The organism is Bartonella sp. AC158YNML, assembly GCF_042196725.1.
Classification (GTDB): Bacteria; Pseudomonadota; Alphaproteobacteria; order Rhizobiales; family Rhizobiaceae; genus Bartonella.
Genome location: NZ_JBHIQU010000020.1, coordinates 1 through 20,522, shown reverse-complemented (window position 1 = coordinate 20,522; position 20,522 = coordinate 1). Strand labels below are relative to the sequence as shown.

At 34.2% G+C, this 20,522-nt stretch carries 14 protein-coding genes, 1 tRNA gene and 5 pseudogenes; 3 read left to right on the top strand and 17 right to left on the bottom strand.

Features of this window, described 5'->3' with window-relative positions; translation table 11 throughout:
- Positions 1-195, top strand: a 195-nt coding sequence (locus ACFIM1_RS08155) for an autotransporter outer membrane beta-barrel domain-containing protein (protein ID WP_375609706.1), incomplete at its 5' end; no start/stop codon positions are given.
- Positions 196-759: 564 nt separating this feature from the next.
- Here the strand turns inward: ACFIM1_RS08155 and ACFIM1_RS08150 are convergent.
- From ACFIM1_RS08150 to ACFIM1_RS08100, 11 genes and pseudogenes are all read right to left on the bottom strand, one after another.
- Complete coding sequence (locus tag ACFIM1_RS08150) at positions 760-1,542, bottom strand: ABC transporter ATP-binding protein (protein ID WP_375609705.1); 783 nt, start codon at positions 1,540-1,542, stop codon at positions 760-762.
- On the bottom strand, positions 1,529-2,413 hold the full coding sequence (locus tag ACFIM1_RS08145) for an ABC transporter ATP-binding protein (protein WP_375609704.1): 885 nt from the start codon (positions 2,411-2,413) through the stop codon (positions 1,529-1,531). Before ACFIM1_RS08145 ends, ACFIM1_RS08150 begins: the two co-directional genes overlap by 14 nt.
- Positions 2,406-3,335 (bottom strand): ABC transporter permease, encoded by a 930-nt coding sequence (locus tag ACFIM1_RS08140; protein ID WP_375609703.1) that lies wholly within the window; start codon positions 3,333-3,335, stop codon positions 2,406-2,408. The genes ACFIM1_RS08145 and ACFIM1_RS08140 overlap by 8 nt, the downstream gene beginning before the upstream one ends.
- 2 nt (positions 3,336-3,337) lie before the next feature.
- Positions 3,338-4,411, bottom strand: a complete 1,074-nt coding sequence (locus tag ACFIM1_RS08135; RefSeq protein WP_375609702.1) for an ABC transporter permease — start codon at positions 4,409-4,411, stop codon at positions 3,338-3,340.
- 112 nt (positions 4,412-4,523) lie between these two features.
- Positions 4,524-6,125: an ABC transporter substrate-binding protein gene (locus ACFIM1_RS08130; RefSeq protein WP_375609701.1), complete on the bottom strand. Its 1,602-nt coding sequence runs from the start codon at positions 6,123-6,125 to the stop codon at positions 4,524-4,526.
- Positions 6,126-6,498: 373 nt separating this feature from the next.
- Positions 6,499-8,124 (bottom strand): ABC transporter substrate-binding protein, encoded by a 1,626-nt coding sequence (locus tag ACFIM1_RS08125; protein ID WP_375609700.1) that lies wholly within the window; start codon positions 8,122-8,124, stop codon positions 6,499-6,501.
- 3,934 nt (positions 8,125-12,058) lie between these two features.
- A complete protein-coding gene (locus tag ACFIM1_RS08120) occupies positions 12,059-12,613 on the bottom strand; it encodes a biotin transporter BioY (RefSeq protein WP_375609699.1) in 555 nt (184 codons plus the stop codon).
- Positions 12,614-12,912: 299 nt separating this feature from the next.
- Positions 12,913-13,410: pseudogene (locus ACFIM1_RS08115) on the bottom strand (biotin transporter BioY).
- Between the two features lie 15 nt (positions 13,411-13,425).
- Positions 13,426-14,065 (bottom strand): annotated as a pseudogene (locus tag ACFIM1_RS08110) (energy-coupling factor transporter transmembrane component T family protein).
- On the bottom strand, positions 14,062-14,742 hold the full coding sequence (locus ACFIM1_RS08105) for an energy-coupling factor ABC transporter ATP-binding protein (protein ID WP_375608771.1): 681 nt from the start codon (positions 14,740-14,742) through the stop codon (positions 14,062-14,064). The pseudogene ACFIM1_RS08110 and the gene ACFIM1_RS08105 overlap by 4 nt, the downstream one beginning before the upstream one ends.
- 40 nt (positions 14,743-14,782) lie before the next feature.
- Complete coding sequence (locus ACFIM1_RS08100) at positions 14,783-16,210, bottom strand: amino acid permease (protein ID WP_375609698.1); 1,428 nt, start codon at positions 16,208-16,210, stop codon at positions 14,783-14,785.
- 166 nt (positions 16,211-16,376) lie between these two features.
- Between ACFIM1_RS08100 and ACFIM1_RS08095 the strand changes: the two genes are divergently transcribed.
- Positions 16,377-16,715: a hypothetical protein gene (locus ACFIM1_RS08095; RefSeq protein WP_375609697.1), complete on the top strand. Its 339-nt coding sequence runs from the start codon at positions 16,377-16,379 to the stop codon at positions 16,713-16,715.
- Positions 16,716-17,226: 511 nt separating this feature from the next.
- Positions 17,227-17,302 (top strand) — tRNA-Thr (locus ACFIM1_RS08090).
- Between the two features lie 99 nt (positions 17,303-17,401).
- Here the strand turns inward: ACFIM1_RS08090 and ACFIM1_RS08085 are convergent.
- From ACFIM1_RS08085 to ACFIM1_RS08060, 6 genes and pseudogenes are all read right to left on the bottom strand, one after another.
- Positions 17,402-17,605 (bottom strand): AlpA family transcriptional regulator, encoded by a 204-nt coding sequence (locus ACFIM1_RS08085; protein WP_100129129.1) that lies wholly within the window; start codon positions 17,603-17,605, stop codon positions 17,402-17,404.
- Between the two features lie 73 nt (positions 17,606-17,678).
- A pseudogene (locus ACFIM1_RS08080) lies at positions 17,679-18,302 on the bottom strand (lambda exonuclease family protein).
- 1 nt (position 18,303) lies between these two features.
- A pseudogene (locus ACFIM1_RS08075) lies at positions 18,304-19,112 on the bottom strand (recombinase RecT).
- A 72-nt stretch (positions 19,113-19,184) separates the two neighbouring features.
- Positions 19,185-19,796 carry a hypothetical protein gene (locus ACFIM1_RS08070; protein WP_375609728.1) on the bottom strand — a complete coding sequence of 204 codons (612 nt, stop codon included), beginning with the start codon at positions 19,794-19,796 and terminating at the stop codon, positions 19,185-19,187.
- Entirely contained in the window at positions 19,796-20,338 is a 543-nt protein-coding gene (locus tag ACFIM1_RS08065; RefSeq protein ID WP_375609729.1) for a hypothetical protein, read from the bottom strand. The genes ACFIM1_RS08070 and ACFIM1_RS08065 overlap by 1 nt, the downstream gene beginning before the upstream one ends.
- A 12-nt stretch (positions 20,339-20,350) precedes the next feature.
- Positions 20,351-20,522: pseudogene (locus tag ACFIM1_RS08060) on the bottom strand (phage regulatory protein/antirepressor Ant); the annotation flags it as partial.

Sequence of the window (20,522 nt, the reverse complement as noted above, 5' to 3'; positions counted from 1 at the left end):
GATGATGGTACCATCCGGATTGGCAGAGATTTTGACCTTGATCCTATGGGACCTGCAATTGAAGGCGGCGTTGGCATCAATGCGCAACTGTCTCACAATTTCTCCCTTCATGGTGATGTAAGCTATCAACAAAAGCTTCAAAAAACCGGTGTATCTGGTGCAAGCTTTTCAGGTGGCATACGCTATCAGTTTTAAAACAAAACTGTCAAAACAGCCTATTCATTCTATTTAATTTAATAAAAAAGGCAGTATAGTATACTGCCTTTTTTATTTATAAAATCTGTTTTGCTTTCAAAGAACCTCTTCTTAAAAAGAAAAAACAACAAAATAGTTGAATCATTCTCGTGTACTATTGAAAATTTTTTATAATAGCTTTTTCTTTTTTAAAGAATAAAACTTAGAATTTTTTGATAAATAAGAGTTAACAAAGAATAAATTTTCCTAGAACACATAACGTTATTAATCACCTATTATTTTTTACAAGCTTAATGCTCTTCTACAATGAAAATTTCTAAACATAAATTTATAATCAACAAACTGTACAACAAATACACAATGCGTGTTATGAGTCATTTGTATGACTCATAATGTTGTATGCCTGATAAAATGAAAAATATGAGAGCTAAAATTTCTCTCAATAAATTATATCGATAAGACTTCATACTATAAAAAATACAAAAACTCTCTATTACAACCAAGATACTAAATACTTCTCAAAACCCAAAATAGAAAAATGTATTTTCTCTTTTGAAAAATCGATCATACTCTTTGCTCTCTATGGACAATAGGCTCTATACTTGCTTCAAAGAACTCCTTTGTATAATCATGTTGCGCATGTAGACTACGCAATTCATCATTGCTAAGCTCTTCAAGAATAATCCCTTTATGCATAATCCCAACACGTTCACAAATATGTGCAACAACAGCAAGATCATGGGATACCATCAAATAAGTAAGCTTTTTTCTTTCTCGCAACGATTTCAACAAGTTTAAAATTTCAGCCTGTACCGACACATCCAATGCAGATGTTGGCTCATCAAGCAACAAAACCTCTGGCTCAATAATTAAAGCACGTGCAAGAGCAATACGCTGACGCTGCCCCCCAGACAACTCATGAGGATAACGATAAAGAAATGAAGAATCTAAACCAACAGAATCTAAAGCATCCTCTACCCGCTCCTTTTGATTATCCATACCATGGATTTTGAGAGATTCAGAAAGAACCTTATGAACCATTTTTCTTGGATGAAGCGAAGCATAAGGATCTTGAAAAACCATTTGAATACAGCGTAAAAAGTCTTTACTTCGTTTTTTTTCGACTTCTTGTCCAGCAAAAAGGAACTTTCCGCTATAATCGTGAATAAGCCCTACCAATGTATTCAAAATAGTTGATTTTCCACATCCAGATTCACCAATTAAACCATAAGCTTCACCACGCTTAATATGAAAATTAACATTTTTAACAACTGTTACTGCCTTATGCCTATGGCCAAAAGTTACAGATAAATTAGAAACATCAATAATATTCTCACAATTTGTCATGGGGAACCTCCTCAACACCATTAACAATCGTAGGATTATACAACCAATCAGGATCACGCTCAGGAACAGCCAAAACATCAACAGGATTATCAAGCCGTGGCAAACTCGCGAGCAAAGCCTTGGTATAAGGATGACAAGCGTGAGACAAATCAGAAGCTGGCAACTCTTCTAACACACGGCCTGCATACATTACCAAAATACGATCACAAAAATCAGCAATCATATTCAAATCATGACTAATGAAAATAAGCCCCGTTCCAGACTTTGTCACCAGTTCATCTAATACGGATAAAACTTGTCGTCTGACCGTAATATCAAGCGCAGATGTTGGCTCATCGGCAATAATTAAATCAGGTTTTGGAATAAGCATCATTGCAATCATCACACGCTGCCCCATCCCCCCTGATATTTCATGAGGAAATAATCGCATCACATGCTCAGGATCACGAATATGAACAGATTCTAACATAGATATAGTCTGCTCCCACGCTTCTCCTTTTGAAACGCGATAATGAATACGGTAAGCCTCCATAATCTGCTCACCAATCCGTATTAAAGGATTAAGTGAATATTTGGGGTCCTGTAAAATCATTGAAATACGCTTACCTCGGATTTTTCGCATCTGAGGTTCACTTGCGGTCAATAAATCAATATCATCGAAGCGCATTTTTTTAGCTTTAACAATTGCTGATTTTGGACTTAACCTTAGTATTGCGCGCCCAGTCATCGATTTTCCAGATCCGGATTCACCAACAATTCCAATTTTTTCTTTTCCGACAGAAAAACTAACACCGCGTACAACTTCTGAAATGCCGCGCGCTGTAGGAAAAGAAATACGTAAATCTTCTACTTCTAATAATTTATTACCCATTGCGTGGATCCAATACATCACGAAGACCATCACCTAAAAGGTTGAAAGCAAGACTTGCAAATAATATTGCACAGCCTGGTATTGCTGCTAACCACCAATTTGTCATCATAAATTCCCGCCCTGAAGAAAGCATCGCACCCCATTCAGGACTTGGAAGTTGAGCTCCCAACCCTAAAAAACCAAGACCAGCAGCCGTTAAAATAATTCCAGACATATCCAAAGTTAATCGTACAATCACTGAAGGAATACACATGGGCGCAACATGAAACAAAATAATTCGCCAAGCAGAAGCCCCTTGCAGGCGGACTACAGAAACATAATCAGAAGAACGTATCATCAAAGTCTCAGCACGTGCTAAACGTGCAATTGGCGGCCATGCTGCAATTGAAATTGCAATAGAAGCATTTTCAATCCCAGGGCCCAATGCTGCTGAAAATGCAAGAGCTAAAATCAAACCTGGAAAAGCAAGAAAAATATCGACAATGCGCATGAGCACAGTATCAACCCATCCGCCCATATAACCAGATACAGTTCCAACAATAAGCCCTATTGGACCTACAATAACTGTTGTAAGAAAAACAACATAAAGAGTAATACGAGAACCAAAAACAAGACGACTAAAAATGTCACGTCCCAATTCATCTGTTCCAAAATAATGCGCCATAGAGGGTGGCTGCAACCGATGCCCCAGGTCATTGCTAAGAAAATCATGCGTAGCAATCCATGGAGCAAAAAATGCACATATGATAATAATACAAATAATAAGCAAACCCAATACAGCCGAAAAGTTATGAAAAAACTTAACCAGTGCGTGATAAATTCTTTGTATGTTCGCTTGAATTATGGACCGCGGAATACGGTCATTTAACCAACTTCTCAAAGAAGATGATGATTGCGATTTTTGATGATTACTTACTGTCATATTCAACGTGTCCTTGGATCAAAAATGCGATAAAGCAAATCAGAAAATAAATTAATGGCGACAAAGATAAATCCTACAAGTAAAGTACATCCTACAACTGCATTCATATCTCCGGCTAAAAGAGCATTTGTCAAGTAATGCCCAAAACCAGGCCAAGCAAAAACTGTCTCCGTCAAAACAGCCCCTTCTAATAAAAAAGCATAAGATAGCGCCACAACGGTAATAACCTGAACAGCAGCATTCCTAAAGGCATGCCCCCAAACCGTTCGTGCCCAAGATAACCCCTTTACACGGGCAGTAATAATATATTCCTGATTGAGTTGCTCAATCATAAACCCACGAGTCATACGGCTAATATAAGCCATAGCACCGAATGCTAAGATCAAAGCAGGCATAATAATGTGACTAAAGACATTACCAAAAGCCTCCCATTGTCCTTGGCTCGCTGTATCCAAAAGAAAAAATCCTGTTTTAGGTTCAAAAGAATATTCATAAAGAAAATCAATACGTCCTGGACCACCAACCCAGCCAAGCTTGGCGTAAAATATTAACAACGCCATTAAACCAAGCCAAAATGTCGGGGTAGAATAACTCAAAAGTGTAAAAACACGGACAACATAATCAATAAATGAATCGCGATACATTGCTGCAAAAACACCAAATGGAATCCCAAGACTTGTACCAATAACAATAGCAACGGTTGCAAGCTCTAATGTTGCAGGAAATACGCGCATAATATCAGTTAAAACAGGACGCCCAGAAGTTAAAGCATCTCCAAAGTCAAATAAAAATACATTATGAAGATACTTCCAATATTGGACAATCAACGGCTTATCAAGACCCAGCTTATAATACATTGTATCATAAGCCTCCTGACTGATATTATCACCAAGAATAGACAAAACGGGATCTAGAGGGAGAAGATGACCAAGAAAAAAAGTAATCGTCACCAACCCAAATAATGTGATAATAACTGAAATAAGAAGTTTAAATCCCTTGAACAAAAAATTCCATAAAAACAATTTTTTCTGCTTTTCTGATACAGCTCTTTCAGTCTCTGAAAGTGGCAAAATCATTATAAAAATCCCCTCTGTAGCGATAAAATATAAAGCGAATACTTTTTTTCATATAACGAAATAATCTCTTATTAAACATGTTCTACAATCTTTCTCTACAACATGCTTCTTTTTATTTTTCTGCTTCATTGTAGTAAAGTCTGTAACTATTCCAAACCCATTTTTTGACATCAGGTCCTATACCAACGGTATAATATGTCTGAAATAAATAAACCATAGGACCATGCTCTAGCACATAATGTTGTAAAGTACGATATTGCATAATACGCTTATTGGGATCTTTCTCAAATAAAGCATGCATCACCATTTTATTAATATTTTCATCATAATATCCAGCGCGCCAAGCCAAATACATATTGTGCTTTTTTGTAAATGTTGGATCAGGATTAAATACATGATTTAATGAAGCAGGATGTCCATCAGGATCAGCACTCCCCCACCCCATAAGTGCAGTATCATAATTTCCACCCCGTACACGGCTTAACAATTGATTTTGTGCCATTTTTTCAATTATCAGCTCAACACCAATTTTGCGTGCATTGGCTTGAATAGACTGTGCAACAGATGACATATAATTAAGGCTTCCAACTAAAAGATTAGCTTTAAAGCCATTAGGATAGCCAGCCTCAGTAATCAACTGTTTTGCTTTTTTCAAATCCAACTTAAAAGGCAATCCTTCTTTTTCATCTAAAGCACCTGGAACACCCAAGGACATATAAGTTGCTCGGGGAATAGCAATCCCCTTCAAAACAGTTTTTCCAAGACCTTCATAATCAACCAAATAACGAAGTGCTAACCTAACCTTTTCGTTTGCTAAAATTGCATTTTTGTTATTTAATGATAGGTAAATAATCTGCGGGCGCAAAACACGGCTAATTTTGATCCGTCCCCCCTTTTTTTCAAGATCTAAAATATCCTCTGAAGAAAGATCACGTACAATATCCACATCCCCTTTTTCCAAAAGAAGTCTTTGACTTGATGAATCCGCTACGTGCTGCACAACAATCTTCTTAATTTTAGGCACTTCACCCCAATAATGCTGTGTAGCCTCTAACACAACTTTATCCGCTGGAGACCAGTTCACCAATTTATAAGGCCCAACACAAGCAGAATGTGTTGCTAAATATTTATTCCCCATATCACCTTTAAAACTCTGCGCTTCAATTGTTTTCCGATCAAGCAAAGCAGAAGCATAAGATTGTCCAATAACAGTCAATATAAGTTGAATAGGATAGGATTTATCAAATTTTAATTGTAAAGTTTTATCATCAAGAGCCTGAATATTTGTTTCAACATTTTTTTTGGTAAACCCATAATCCATTAAAGATTGAGCATAGCTTAATCCTAATTTAATAATCCTCCGCATCGACCACACCAGATCTTGCGCCGTCGCCGTCCTCCCATCATCAAACTTCAAATCATCACGAAGATGAAAAACTATTCTTTTTCCATTATCTAAAACGTCCCAAGATTGTGCCATAGCAGGGCGAATTTTTATGGGATCATGCTCATCATATTGCACTAACGCGCTACAAATATTCGTCAATAATTCACTCGTCACAACCTCAACAGTTTGCGCTGGATCAAAACTACTAATTGAATCAATATTCCATGCCATCAACAATATATCTTTAGATGAGGCACTAAATGCTGATGTTACAGCCCCATTCAAGAAAACGAGTGTGCTTAATAAAATAGAAATTTTTTTCAACATTCTTTTTTTTCCATTTTATCTCTTCCTATTGTACTCTTGTATCTTTTCACACAAAGTGATTATGATTTTGTTTTTTTAAACGGCATGGCATCAAACATCAACTTCATTTAATCGAACCAAGCATCTATAAAGTAATTCTCTTATCCATCAATCATATTCGGAATACAGAGAATCTATAACGATAAACAAAGAACCTCCCCAATATAACTTTTCATATTCATCCCTTCCTATAAACGATCTCAATCATATATTGCATAAACATCTTTCACAATTTCATCCTTAAAAAAACTGAAAGACTTTTATGTGAGAAAATATTTTCATCATGCAATTATGATTAAGCACTGTTTATCTTTGACAGCATTTAAAGACACACTTATTTTTCAATTTTACTATAAAAAATACGCGGCGCACTATTCCAAACCCATTTTTTGACATCAGTTGTCATCGCTATAGCGCTATATTGCTGATAAATAAACGCATAAGGCCCTTTTTTCATCAGTTCACGTTGTAAATCAGCATAAAGTTGCGCCCGTTTTTGCGGATCTTTTTGAAATAACGCCTCTTCAACTTTTTGATTCATATCGGCATCAAAATACCCATGCTTCCAACTAGGATAGGCGGTATTTTTTGCCTCAAACCGATTATCAGGATTATAAACAAGACGTGAAGCCATTGTATGGGGATCCGCAGAATCGTTATTCCATCCGATAAAAGCCGTATCAAAAGCCCGTGCATTCACTTTTGAAAACAACTGTGTACCTGCCACACGTTCAATTTTAAGACGCACCCCTGCCTGTCCAGCACTATCTTGAAGTGACTGAGCAAGTAACAAAGTATAAGGAGCATTTGAGACAAGAAAATTTGCCTCAAATCCGTTCGGATAACCGGCCTCTGCTAAAAGCTGCTTGGCTTTTGCAACATCAAATGTAAAGGGTTGTCCTTCTTTTTCATCCAGAGCCCCAAAGTTACCAAGAGGAATAAAACTTGCCCGTGGAACACCAATCCCTTTGAGAAGCTTCTTGCCAAGACCTTCATAGTCAATAAGATAACGCATCGCCAAGCGTACTTTTTCCTTAGCAAAAATGGGATTTGTCGTATTAAATCCCCAATACATCATGGTTGGTTCTAACACTTTTTCGATTTTAATATCTGTTGTTTTTTGCAGATCTGCAAGATCTTCAGGGGCCAAATTACGGGCAACATCAATATCATGCTTTTGTAACAACAAACGTTGTGTGCCTGACTCCACAACATGGCGAATGAGAATCTGCTTTAGTTTCGGGGATTGTCCCCAGTAGTGAGAGCTTGCACGTAACAAAAGAGCTTCTCCAGGGCGCCAACTGCTTAACTGATAAGGACCAACACAAGCAACATGACTCTTCAAATACTGATTTCCAAAATCGCCATCTTTTTCGTGCTTCATAATCATCTTACGATCAAGCAAAGCTGTTGCTGGACTTGCAACAATATTATTAAGAATAAGCTCTGCTGGATAAGGCTTATCAAATTTCATCACCACTGTTTTTTCATCAGGGGCTTGCAAAGCATCATCAACATTTTGCTCTGTAATTCCATATTCATTAAAAATTGCCGCATTGATCATCTTTAATTTGACAATCCGCTTCATACTCCAAACAAGATCATTGGCATTGGCTAATCTCCCATCATTAAACTTCAAACCATCACGCAAATGAAAAGTAATCACCGTACTGTGATCATCCCCTGAAACATCCCAATGTGTTGCTAAAGCGGAAACTATTTTAGCAGGATCATCCGTTGCGGTACTAACCAAACTATCACAAACATTGCGAACAATTTCACCTCCATAAACATCATTAAGTTGTGCGGGATCAAATGTACTAATTGCATCGAGATTCCAAGCCATCACAAGGGTATCTGCGGGAGTTTTTGCTGAAACCTGTTGTGCAACCATCCCCAGTGCTATAAAAGCAGAAACAAGAGAGCTGCTATTCTTTAATATTTTTTTCTTTAAGTTCATAAACTTTCCCCTTTATTTTTTATCAATGAATGATGCTCAAATGACATAGCAAATTTATAATTATAAAAATTGAACAAATACGTTCTAATTGCTTATACAAAGTCATCCACTTTATAAATTCACTGACTTAAGTTTCAATCAAACCATAGCGAACATGCACTATATGTTTTGCTAACTAGTATCACATTTTTTTCATAATATCTCTTTGCATACAACAATACGCTATATCAGCCCCAATAAATTATCAAAATGATAAATCCTGTATCCCCCCAGAAAACGGTAAGCTTTTTAAAGAATCATTGCGCAAAGATTTATAAACTCACTGTTTTATTCTTTTAGGGTGTATTTAAAATAAATATGCAAATTTTAAAAACCGTCATCCTCCTCAAACACTCAATTTCAAGATACGACGCATCTTTACTACATGATCAAAACTGCCTCGAAATAGTAAAAAAATATAAGAAAATATTTTTTCTACCATAAAAAGCCGCTTAATCTTTTGAAAATTAAGTATCAAAAATTTTACGTTTTTACCAACAAAACCAAACACGTTAATAACGATAAAGAAATAATGAGAAAAGCCATTCCTTACAAATTTTGTCTTCTGAGAGATAAAGCTTGCAATAAAAGAATGCACACAAAAATGCCCTTTCTCATTGATAAAAACAAAATTCATTATACGATTTTCCCCAAAGACATTACGAATATAAATCCTTTTAAACTTTAAAATGTGCATCATTGCTTTTTCGCTATAAAAATAAAATAGCAAACAATATACCGCAATAAAACTCTCGTTTCCAACAGCAAAATACAGAGGTTCAATTCAGCAATGTAGCGTATACAGCTCTGCCTGAGCTTAAGCATCCTCCCCAAAACTGGAGCTCACACACAGCAAAATTACTCTCTAATGGAAAAAAGTTATCAGATAATAAAATCTAACACAAGCAGCTTGAGTCATTTAATTTCAATTTTTCCTAACTGCATTTTGTTTTATATTGCTTAGGCAAGTATTGAGCAAGCGACCATCACACAAATAAACTAACAGTCATAAAATCCAAGCAAAATATAATAATGCAATACCACCACCACATCTAAAGATGACTTTGTATTAATCAATAAACATGAATAGAATATTCATTCCTTATCATAACGGCCATAAAATTAACGGAAATAAAAATACCTCTTCTCAATCATTTCAAACGCCAAAAGCTGTTGCTGTATTTAAGAATTGGCAAAAAGAAGAATGGTGATTGATAATGTGAATCTTTGTAAAGTAAAAATGAGAGGACACAATCATATCTTATACATTCACAAACACCATCGAGTATTTAGAAATTCTTCTTTTTAAAACCCATAAATGAGCAATAAAATAATATTCTGTTTTGTTTGAATGATTTAGATCCCATAATCACGCAACATAACACGACCACATCCAAAAGCAATAATGCAACAACAAACATCTTAAACAATGAAAAGACTATTTTTGTTTTTTGAGCATGATTTGCTTTCAACATAAATAGCTTAAATATATAAACATCTGTTTACATCATTGCAAAGGATATACTCTTTAGAGCATATCATTGAAGTTTATTACTAATTTTTTCAAATGAAAAATGAACAAAAAACACCTTTATCTACCTATCTTCAATCAAAATCTAATTTTTGTACAAAATCATAGTTTAACTCTACGGCATTCTTCCATATAGAGAAAAATTTTTAAGTATAAGCTCTTTGAATACAAATCGTTAACCATGAATAAAGCAGGAATTTTATCCATCTTGATAATTTATAAAACCCTGCAGCGTTAACTCTGTCTATGAATTGTAAAAAATTCTGTTTTCTATATCATCGGATAAAAAATTGAAATTATTTATAATATTGTTTAAAAATTTTAATTGATTTGCATTGTTTGGCAATAGCTCACATTTTAATCACTCGTCGCTTAATTTTATCTTTAATCTTATCATAGGAACAAAAAACTTTTTTGTTTTATTTTTTTAGTTTTGTTCTTCATTTATTTCAGAAAGTCCATTTAAAGTCACAATATTTTTTTGCTTGAAAGATATCTTATATAGATTGCACAAAGATATTATTTTTAAATATTCACTTTCTACAGCGAATATGAGTGCCATCATATATGAGCATTTTCTTTATCTTAAGAGTTTTTTTGTCTTGCACAACTGTTAACAGTTTTTGAAAACTTATCAGCATTTATTACCTCCCTCTCACGGATGATTTTATTCTTTTACAAAAATTTTTACTTAAAATTTTAAGAGGAAATATATCAAAAAGTTTATTGTAAAAAAAACTGACATGTTGTTCAACTAAACATATCGTCTACAGAATTCAAAACATTGATTTATAATGATAATTCACTATTTCGTATGTTGAATAAGAATCCCAAATATCGTAGGATTCTCTCATTTCAAACCTGCTCATCTTGAATCAACTAAAACCACTCATTTGCACGTCACAAGCAGGATGAGTGTGTGGGTAAAACTGTATAAGAAAGGAATAAAAATGGTTCTTATGAATCGTCTTAATGCAAGGGCTGTCGCAACATTGGGAGCTGGCAAATATAATGATGGTGCCGGCTTATTACTTCATAACTGTAAAGATGCTGGTACCCTATAAGTTTTATATTATTCATAATCGAGAGGCTTTGCCGTTATACCATTTGCAGGAACCATCAGACATTAGGTGGAATGTGTCTTGAGAGATGCCTTTTTAAAACAAACTCGTAAATTGACACCAATAAGCGTATTATGGATGTTATCTTTAAGTGAGGAATATCGCTCTATTAAAGAACGTGAGACATAAAAGCGTGAAGCAATGTGTAAACTCCATTATTAAAAAGATATTGACGTAGATGCTTTTGAAAGTTTTAAAGCCAAACTAAAAGAAAATGGTGAAGTAAGTGGCTGCTTTGTACCTACTTCACATTATTCTCCTCTATACACTTTATGGAATTAATACTCATCCATCTTAAAAAAGTTAAAAGACTTACAGATCTTTCTTCAAAAATAGCATTGCATTGCAAATATAAAACTTACAACACCCTTTCAACGAGGCAAAAATAATAATTGGAACTAAACCAATCTCACTCTCATTATTTTGCAAAAATATCAGAATTGTTTCAAAGCTCATTAGAAAAATTTCTGCATTCAGCCTCGAATAATTATATACTGTAATCTGCTGCTACAATATACAAAATGCTTAAAATATTAATGCACATAATTTTTTATTATTTATGGATACGTATATATATTGTCTATTATCATTTATTATCTTGATAAGAAAATTATTTCCTTATCTAAAAATAATTACTATATTTTTCTAAAATATATCATGACTACTAGGATGATTGGGTAAAATAACTTTATTTATTAAAGAATTATTTTCTTTACTAAGAAATAAATCTGATGAAAAATAGTAGAATATGAGTAAAAGATGTTTATCATTGAACATATCTACATTTAGATGTTTTTACAACAGATAAAAAAGTTAATAATATATAACATATTAAAAAGGAATATTTTATATTCATTTTTATAATTTACATAAAATGATAATATTCATAATTATATTTTTTGTATATATTATAGTTAAAATAAAAAATAATATTATTTACCTTAAATGTAGTTTACTATTGATATTTATTAAATTAATAAATTTTATATTAATTTATAATTCATTAGTTTTAATATAACTTTTATAATTTAATTGTATAATTTATGAATAAGATTTTTAAAATTTTGTTTATAAATTATTTCTAAGATATGTTTTATAAAAAACTAAATATAATAAATTTCTCTTTGCCAGATATTATCTTTCGTTAAAATACAAAAAGCGAGATAAAATAATTTATATTATTACTATTTGTGTTATATCTTTCTCATGCAATGTAATACAAAACTTCATTTAAGAATCAGAACTACCCTTTCTCGAAATGAATGAGAGGGATATTTTTTTTAACGGTAAGGGCTACAAAGGATGCAATCAGCACTTTCAAAAAACCACCAGCCAAAAAACCTAATGAACTTATTAAAACTGTCAGCAAAGGGACCTGAACCATATAAGCTACCCATGGTATTCCAAAAGAATAGACAATCCCAATGCCACCCACAGTATTTATTACAAATAATATTATAAAATTTAATCGTTTCCAAAATAACTCAACCATAAAGCCAATGAAAAATGCAGCAAATGGAAAACTAATCAAATAACCACTCGTAACTCCTAAAAAAACACTAATTCCACCACGACCACCAGGCAATAGAGGTAAACCAATCGCAATAAGCACAAGAAAAAGAAGTGATGCTAGAGCTCCCCTTTTTGCTCCAAGTATAGATCCTGCCAACATCGGAGCCATAGATTGAGCTGTAATAGGTACCCCCAGCAAAAAAGGAAAATAAATAGGAGGGAAAAGACTTAAAACAGCGTAAATCGCGGCAAATAAAGCAATATAGACTAAATCTTTTGTATTCACTGGATTATTCCTTCATTATGGAAAAGCTTTATTTATTGTTGTAATATTAATCAAAAATATCAGCTTTATAAAAGCAAATTTTTGATACCTTAGATATAGAAAAAATATTATAATAATTTGTTTTAATAATATTACTGATATAAATCATCTTATATTCTACAATGTTTAATGATATCATAAATAAATATAGTTAAAATCAATGGACTTATAATGAAATAATATATTTATTTTAACTTATTATTATTTTTTTCAAATGTACCGCATTATAATATTACATTCAAAATAAACACTTTTTTCTTTTAATGAATAAGAAAAATAGATCTTTTAATCGCGAGTACAAAAAAGGATACAATCAATACTTTCAAACAATCCCTTATCAAAAAACTGATGAAGCCATAAAAAAAACTTTAATAAAGAGACTTTTTTCCCCCACAGCATTTATCACAAACAACGTTATAAAATTTAACCGCTGCCAAAACAATTCTATCACTAAACCAATAAAAAATGCAGCAAATGGAAAACTTATCAAATAACCACTCGCAACTCCATAAAAAAGCACTAATTCCATCACAACCATCAAGCAATAAAGGCAACCCAATCGCAACAAGGAGAAAAAAGGAGCGACGCTAAAGCACCTCTTTTGGCCCCAAAGATGGACCCTGCTAACATCGGAGCCATAGATTGAGCTTTTAATAGGTACCCCCAAGCAAAAAAGGACGATAAATAGGAGGGAAAAAACCAAAAACAGCATAAATAGCAGCAAATAAAGCAATATAAGCTAAATCTTTTGTATTCATTTGATTATTCTTTCATTATGAGACATCTTGATGATTATGAAATACTGCATCAACAATATCAGCCATCATAAGAGCGCGCCTCTAATGCCTCAGCTATTTCTGAAGCCATTCTTATGGTTCGTATAATTAAAGGTATTGCAAGAGCAACAATGTTAGTATTAAGTCCGCGTGCTTGTTGTGCTTCACGTACCTCATTAAACTTTTCGCTCAAAAGAGGAATAAACCGGATAGCCATAGAGATAACCATACTCACTTTTGATGGATTTATACCAAAGCAACAAAAGGGCTGAAGCCCTGCTTCAATTGCGTCCACCATATCTGAAACTTTTGTTGTGAACGAAATAAGGGATGATAAAGAAAAGAGGATAACAAGACGTAATATGACCTCAACTCCCGTAAGCCAACTATTAAAAATAGTTTGAAATACTAATAAAAGAACTAAAAGCAATCCCATTGATTTAAGCTGCTTTATCACAGTTTTAAAAGGGACCTTGGCAACTCTATAGAATAAGGCAACAAATAATAAAAAGAGTGCAAGAAATAATATAGATGAAACCATTATTATAGTGGTCCCACATACTGTAAGAAATAATAACTTAACCCCAGGACTAAGCCTATGAATAAATGTATCCTTTGGAATATATAAACCGATCATGACATTCTTTTTATATATTCCTTGATCGCAACAAAAGGGACATCATCAATTGCTATTTCCCCCTTATCAAAAACAAGTACTCTATCAAAATTTTTCAAAAATTCCAAATCATGCGATACAACAATCGCCGTTTGTGGTAATTCTTCTATTACTTTCGTAACACGATGCTTATTGCGCAAATCAAGTAATGTCGTTGGCTCATCAAAAATAATGTAATCTGGTTTCATTGCAACTACACCCGAAATCGCAATGAGTTGTTTTTGCCCATCACTTAATAAATGAACGGCATGATTTCTAAAAGCTTCAAGCTCATAGCGCTGCAAAATTTCATCTACACGCTTCTTAATTTCATCTTTATTAAGCTTTAAATTTTTGAGACCAAAAGATAAATCCTCTTCAACTAATGGTAAAACAATCTGATTATCAGGATTTTGAAAAACAAATCCAACTTTACGCTTTACTGCTTTCGCATCGCGTTTGGTATCAAGCCCATCAACGCTTACAAAACCATGAGATGGTAATTGGAGCCCATTAATAAGACGAACAAATGTACTTTTTCCAGAACCATTTGCACCAATAACGGCGATGCGACTTTCGGTAAGTTGTACAGTAATATTTCTTAAAACACACAAATCATCAAAAACTTGTGTTACCTTATCAAATTTTATGATCCCCAAGGTTTATTCCAATCAATCCCTTTGATTAGCTCTTCTTTCGCTATCGTTTCAGTTTATAACCTAAAAGTAAAAACAAGCACCATAGAGGAATAATAATGACTGCCAAACTCATATCAGGCATCTGCACTGGAATATATGACCTGAGAAAAGATGCCTTTATTCCTATCATCTCAAACAGTTGAGCTATGAATCCATTTTGTCCAAAACCACTTATAAACATTATACAAAATAATAAAGCAAGAAAGCATAAGCAAAAATAGTTAGCGTAAGGATATAAACCAAAAGCATAAATAAACGGCTCTTTTTTGTCCTTATGCGCCTTTCGAAACTTCAAATGAACAATAACAATAATGCCCCAAGTAATAACTGCTGCTGCTGTAGCAAGAGCCATGATCCGCATAAAACTATTATTGGGAATAAGAGTATTAACGATGATAATAATCGCAGTACAGATTGATGAAAATAGGATAGCAACATAAGGCACGCGTGCAAAATTAAGTTTACTAAAAATATGTGGTGCATTTTTTTGTACAGCTAAACTGTAAAGCATACGACCATTAGAATAAATACCACTATTATAAACTGAAATAGCAGCCATAATAACCACAAAATTCAAAATATGGCCCGCAGCTGGAATTCCTATCGCCTCAAAAATTGTTACAAAAGGACTACCATTTTCCTCAATCATATTCCATGGATTGAGCATCATAATAACACTAATAGAACCAACATAAAAAATTACAATTCTCCACATAACCTTACGAATAGCTGTGGGAATTATTTTTGTTGGATTTGAAACTTCTCCAGCAGCAATACCAATCAACTCTGTTCCCCCAAAAGAAAACATCACCACACATGTAGCTAAAATAACTCCCTCTATCCCATAAGGGAAAAAACCACCATATTCCCAAAGACGATGAATGCCTACTTGATATCCACCTATTCCAGTGACAATAAGAAAAATTCCAAAAATAATCATACCAACAACGGCTGTAACTTTAATCAAAGCCAAACCAAATTCAAATTCACCGTAAAAACGAACATTCAACAAATTGATCAATGTCACACACACAAGAACAATAAAAGACGACTTCCAATGATCAATCAAAATCCAATGATCTAAATAAAATCCGACCACTGTAAGTTCGGTCATACTGACGAGAATATAAAGAAACCAATAATTCCAACCTGTTATAAAACCTGCTAAACTTCCCCAATATTTATAAGCAAAAAAACTAAAAGCACCTGATGTTGGTTCTTCTACTGACATTTCACCAAGCATTCGCATGATAAAATAAATAATAAGTCCCCCGAAAAGATAAGCGAGAATAGTCGAAGGACCCGCCAATTTTATAGTTTCTGTTGAACCATAAAAAAGACCCGTTCCAATAACGCCTCCTAAAGCAATCATTTGAATATGACGATTTTGAAGATTACGTTTTAATTCATTGTTCTTTTTGTTAAACATCACGCCTCATTACTTTTGTTGAGCCTAACCTCAACTTTTATCGAAAAAATTACGCACCTTTTTTCAAAAAGTACAACACAAACGTCAACTTATTTTCTTGTAATAATGCAACTCCTTATTTTTCTATGCATTACACGTATGTCCTGTTAAAATTTTAAGAAAAAATATGCTCCGCCTTTTATTTAAATTAATGACCTTCATTTTCGTTACACTAACAATTATAGCATTGGTCATTGACAACGCACACTCTGTAATCACATCACATTGGACAATAATCCCCCTTAATAAAATTTTAGCAAGCCTTCTGCAAACAGATATCTACAGCCTTAATCAATCTCTATGCAAGATAATGCCTGATTTTCTGTCCTCAATTTGCATTACTCTCACTTATTTACCAGCATGGTCTATCTTTGGTGCTTTAGCAATAGTATTTTATATCTTAACTTACGAAAAACAAAAGCCTTTTCATAACATAGCATATACATATAACGACGAATATATTTAATCTTGAAAAAAAACTTCTAGAACTCACTGTACTATACACAACAAATATAGCTTAGAGCACCTCACTCTATCAAAACAACTGAAAATTACTTGATCATAAAAATGGATTACAGCTCTTTATTATAAATATATACCCTCACTTATGATTTCTATAGATAATGATAACATCACTCCATTTGCAATAATTCAAAGAAATTAGCGAATAAATCTAATACCTTATTCCACCTATAAAAAACTCTGTACAGAAAAAGTTGAAATATATCAAAATCCCTAGATTCTTCTATAGCTTTTGCTTTATACTCTATAAAAACCTTTCTTACTTCAGCACTAAAAACCACGTGTAAAAAATGCCTTCTAATAGCAGCACACCTTATACGATTGAAAATTTTTGAAATTAATGAGGAAGCTTATAAAAACTGTTCTACATATTAAAAAAATGCATACTTGCTTTTATACATACTTTTAGCTATTACCCTCAGATTAGTTTTTGTCTCATTGACTTACAAACCTATGCCGCATTAGCTCAGTTGGTAGAGCACATCATTCGTAATGATGGGGTCGCTGGTTCGAATCCGGCATGCGGCACCATTTTTTATATTTAATATATTGAAATATATAGATTTTTTATTTAATCAGTAATTTTCAGACCACCTTTTAGTCTACCTCTTGTGGTTTATACAATTTTACTTAATTTGTTGTTATTTGCTCCGTATTTTTCTTTGGAGTAAATGCTAAGATCTCTTTTTTTCTCCATCTTACTGCTCTCCCTAGTTTATAAGGTTGAGGAAACTCCCCTTGAAGCACCCAATTGCGAATCGTTGTTGTGGAGACACTAAAAAGCTGTGCACATTCACGGGTTGTTACATATCTATCACCATCATCAAATATCATCTCATTACCTTTCTCTTTTTCATGTTACCTAAATGGGCGGGAATGCTGGGAGGAGAGAGGCACCCCCATAATATCAAGCAGCTTGTGTCGAGACCTTCTTCATGTCTTGCTCTATTTTCTCTAAAAAGACTTCAACAGCCTGATTGATCTGTTCAATTTGTTTCTCATCGCGCTCTACGCGTTTGATTTTCATGCGCAAGTGATCTGATCAGCCTACAAAGTTTGGATTATAGCTCATGAAATCACACCATTTTCGTCCAGTGCAAGCCATTTGGAATTGCATCTGTGCGATATATTCAAGCTTTATATTGTCATAAATAAAAAAACGAAGATGGGTTGTTGATTGTGGACATTTGACTTCGATTAAACCGTCCTCTCCAATGAACCCATCAGGACTAGCCCCCGCCATTTCCATTTTTGGGTGTGGAATAAAACCGCATCTTGTGACATTGGTGTCATAAATGAATTCATATTCTCTCAAGGCATTCTCTTCATGTTCAATGCCCCATTGCATAGCAGGTGTTGTATAAAATTGGCTTATTTCCCCTATTAAGCGTTCTGTCATGAGTTTCGTTTTGTAATCTTCATATTTGCTCGTAGGCAATCCTTTAGCTGTTTTACTCAGTACGTTGTAAACGTTTGAAGCAGTGACTTTTCCTAAGCGCGCTTGGAACCATTCTGCTGTTCTTTGTTCCATATCACACCGCCGTTCTTTGTTCTTGTGGTCCATATTCGATATCTTGGACGTGAAATACTCGGCATCTTGTATAGGTGCCTCTATTTGCTTTTGTTGTAGGAAAGATTGTTCTTTTTCATGCTGTCTCTTTTGCAAAACATCCAAAATCCTTTGTGCTACTTCATCAGGAAGATCTTCAAGCCTGTCGACTTGTGCATAATCAAGCACTTTTTCTTCTTCTGTTTGAGTGATGTTTATTAATTGTTTGATTTGCATAAGCACATCATAAGAAACTAACTTCGTTTGTACGTTATGGTTTGTTTCATTGATACGTTTTGCTTCATCTTCTTCATAAATACCGGAAAGCCCGAAAGCATAGCGAGCACATTGTATAGTGGCTTTATGGCGCAACATACGGGCTGGGTATTTTTGCCAAGTGTCACTTTTTTGTTCGCATTCTTTGAGATATTCGGTGACTTCGATAGGGTCTTTAATGCCTTTGAGACGAATAGCACATTTGATAGCAATGAGATTCCCGTCTTTATCGAGTTGATCTTGAAAGGTCATCCCATCAAATTGAGGATTAGACTTAATGATCTTAATCCATCCATCAATAGAAACAACGGGTATGATACCGCCGCCTCTTTTAGGGAGTGCATAGATTTCTTTTGTTAATGGGTTAAGACCATAAGTATTGGCAACAGAGATAAAAGCAGCGAATTCTTCATCAGAGAAGTTATGATTGATACATGTTTTGATAATTGTCTTTCGAAATTGATCATGAGAAAACCCATATTTGCTAGCCATGGTTGTTAAAGGAGAATTTGTCATGTTGGTTTCCTTGATTTGCGTGCAATTCACCCGTGGCGTGAATCACGCTGGTGTTTAAAAGTTGGTTGGTTGTTAAATTTTTATGTCTTGAGGAATTCTCGTGTTTCCGCGAATATTAGCTAATCCACGAATTTCGGCATTTCTAAAGATCTTGACTGCGTCATAAATGCGAGCACTATCATAAACTTTTGCATCTCCAAAAATCTCAACATTTCCATAATTAATATCATCCTCATACGTGAAATTGGAGCATGATATAATGACATCACCATAAACTTTAGCATTGTTATAAATGAGAGCAGGACCACAAATTATTGCGTCCCCATATACACGAGCATTATCGTAAACCTTGGCACTATTCTTTATTCGTGCATTCTCAAAAACTGCTGCGTCACCATAAATGCGTGCGTCATCACAAACTTTTGCATAACCATAAACATTGGCATCACAACAAACCTCTGCATTGCCATAAACACGGGCATTGTCATAAATTTTTACACGCCCAAAAACCTTGGCATCGTCATCAACCCAGCAATTAGCTTCATGAGAGAGGTTGCTTTCACTTGCAATAAAACCGCGCCGCGGTCCCCTTTTTTGACATGCCCAAAATCTTTTAATGCACGAATACGGTAGAGAGCCCATAACTTCCATTTTCTCATCAGTTAGTTCGTATTTCTTTTCCATTAGTTTACTCCAGTGGATATTCTGCTATTACCGCCAATCCATTCGTCACAACGTAAATCCGCATCACCGTAAATTTTTACATTTCCGTAAATGTGCGTATTACCGCCAACTTTTGCATTTCCATAAACGCTTGCCTTATCGTAAACATATGATTTATAATAAACATGAGAATTGCCATAAACATGTGCATGATCAAAAACTTTAGTGTCACCGTAAACGTATGCATCACCGTAAATTTCCGCATAATTGTAAACGTATGCTTCATCAGAAACGAGTGCATCTCCATAAACCCGCGCATCACCATAAACATAGGCATAACCGGAAATATGTGCATTTTGATAAACACGAGCATTATCATAAACCCTAGCATAATCTCCAACCCAACAATTGTCATCATGGCTAAGATTTCTTTCAGTCTCTACAAAGCCACCAAGATCACCTTTTTTAATATCTCCGAAATTCTTTAATGCGCGGATACGGTGAAGTATTATTTTACCAACTTTAATTGTCTCATCAGTCAGTTCATATTTCTTTTTTATCATAATAACCTCCTCTTAATGCATGCTTTGTCTTTTAAGCTCTTGAGACAGCAGCCCCATACCTTTTGTGGTGATTTTTGCGCAAGGAATGACCTTTTCTATTCCATTTTCGGTTTGAAGTGTGATAGTTGGACAATCCATAAGTTTCTTTTGGATTTTGTCTTGATAAGGAAGCAAATTTCCACCT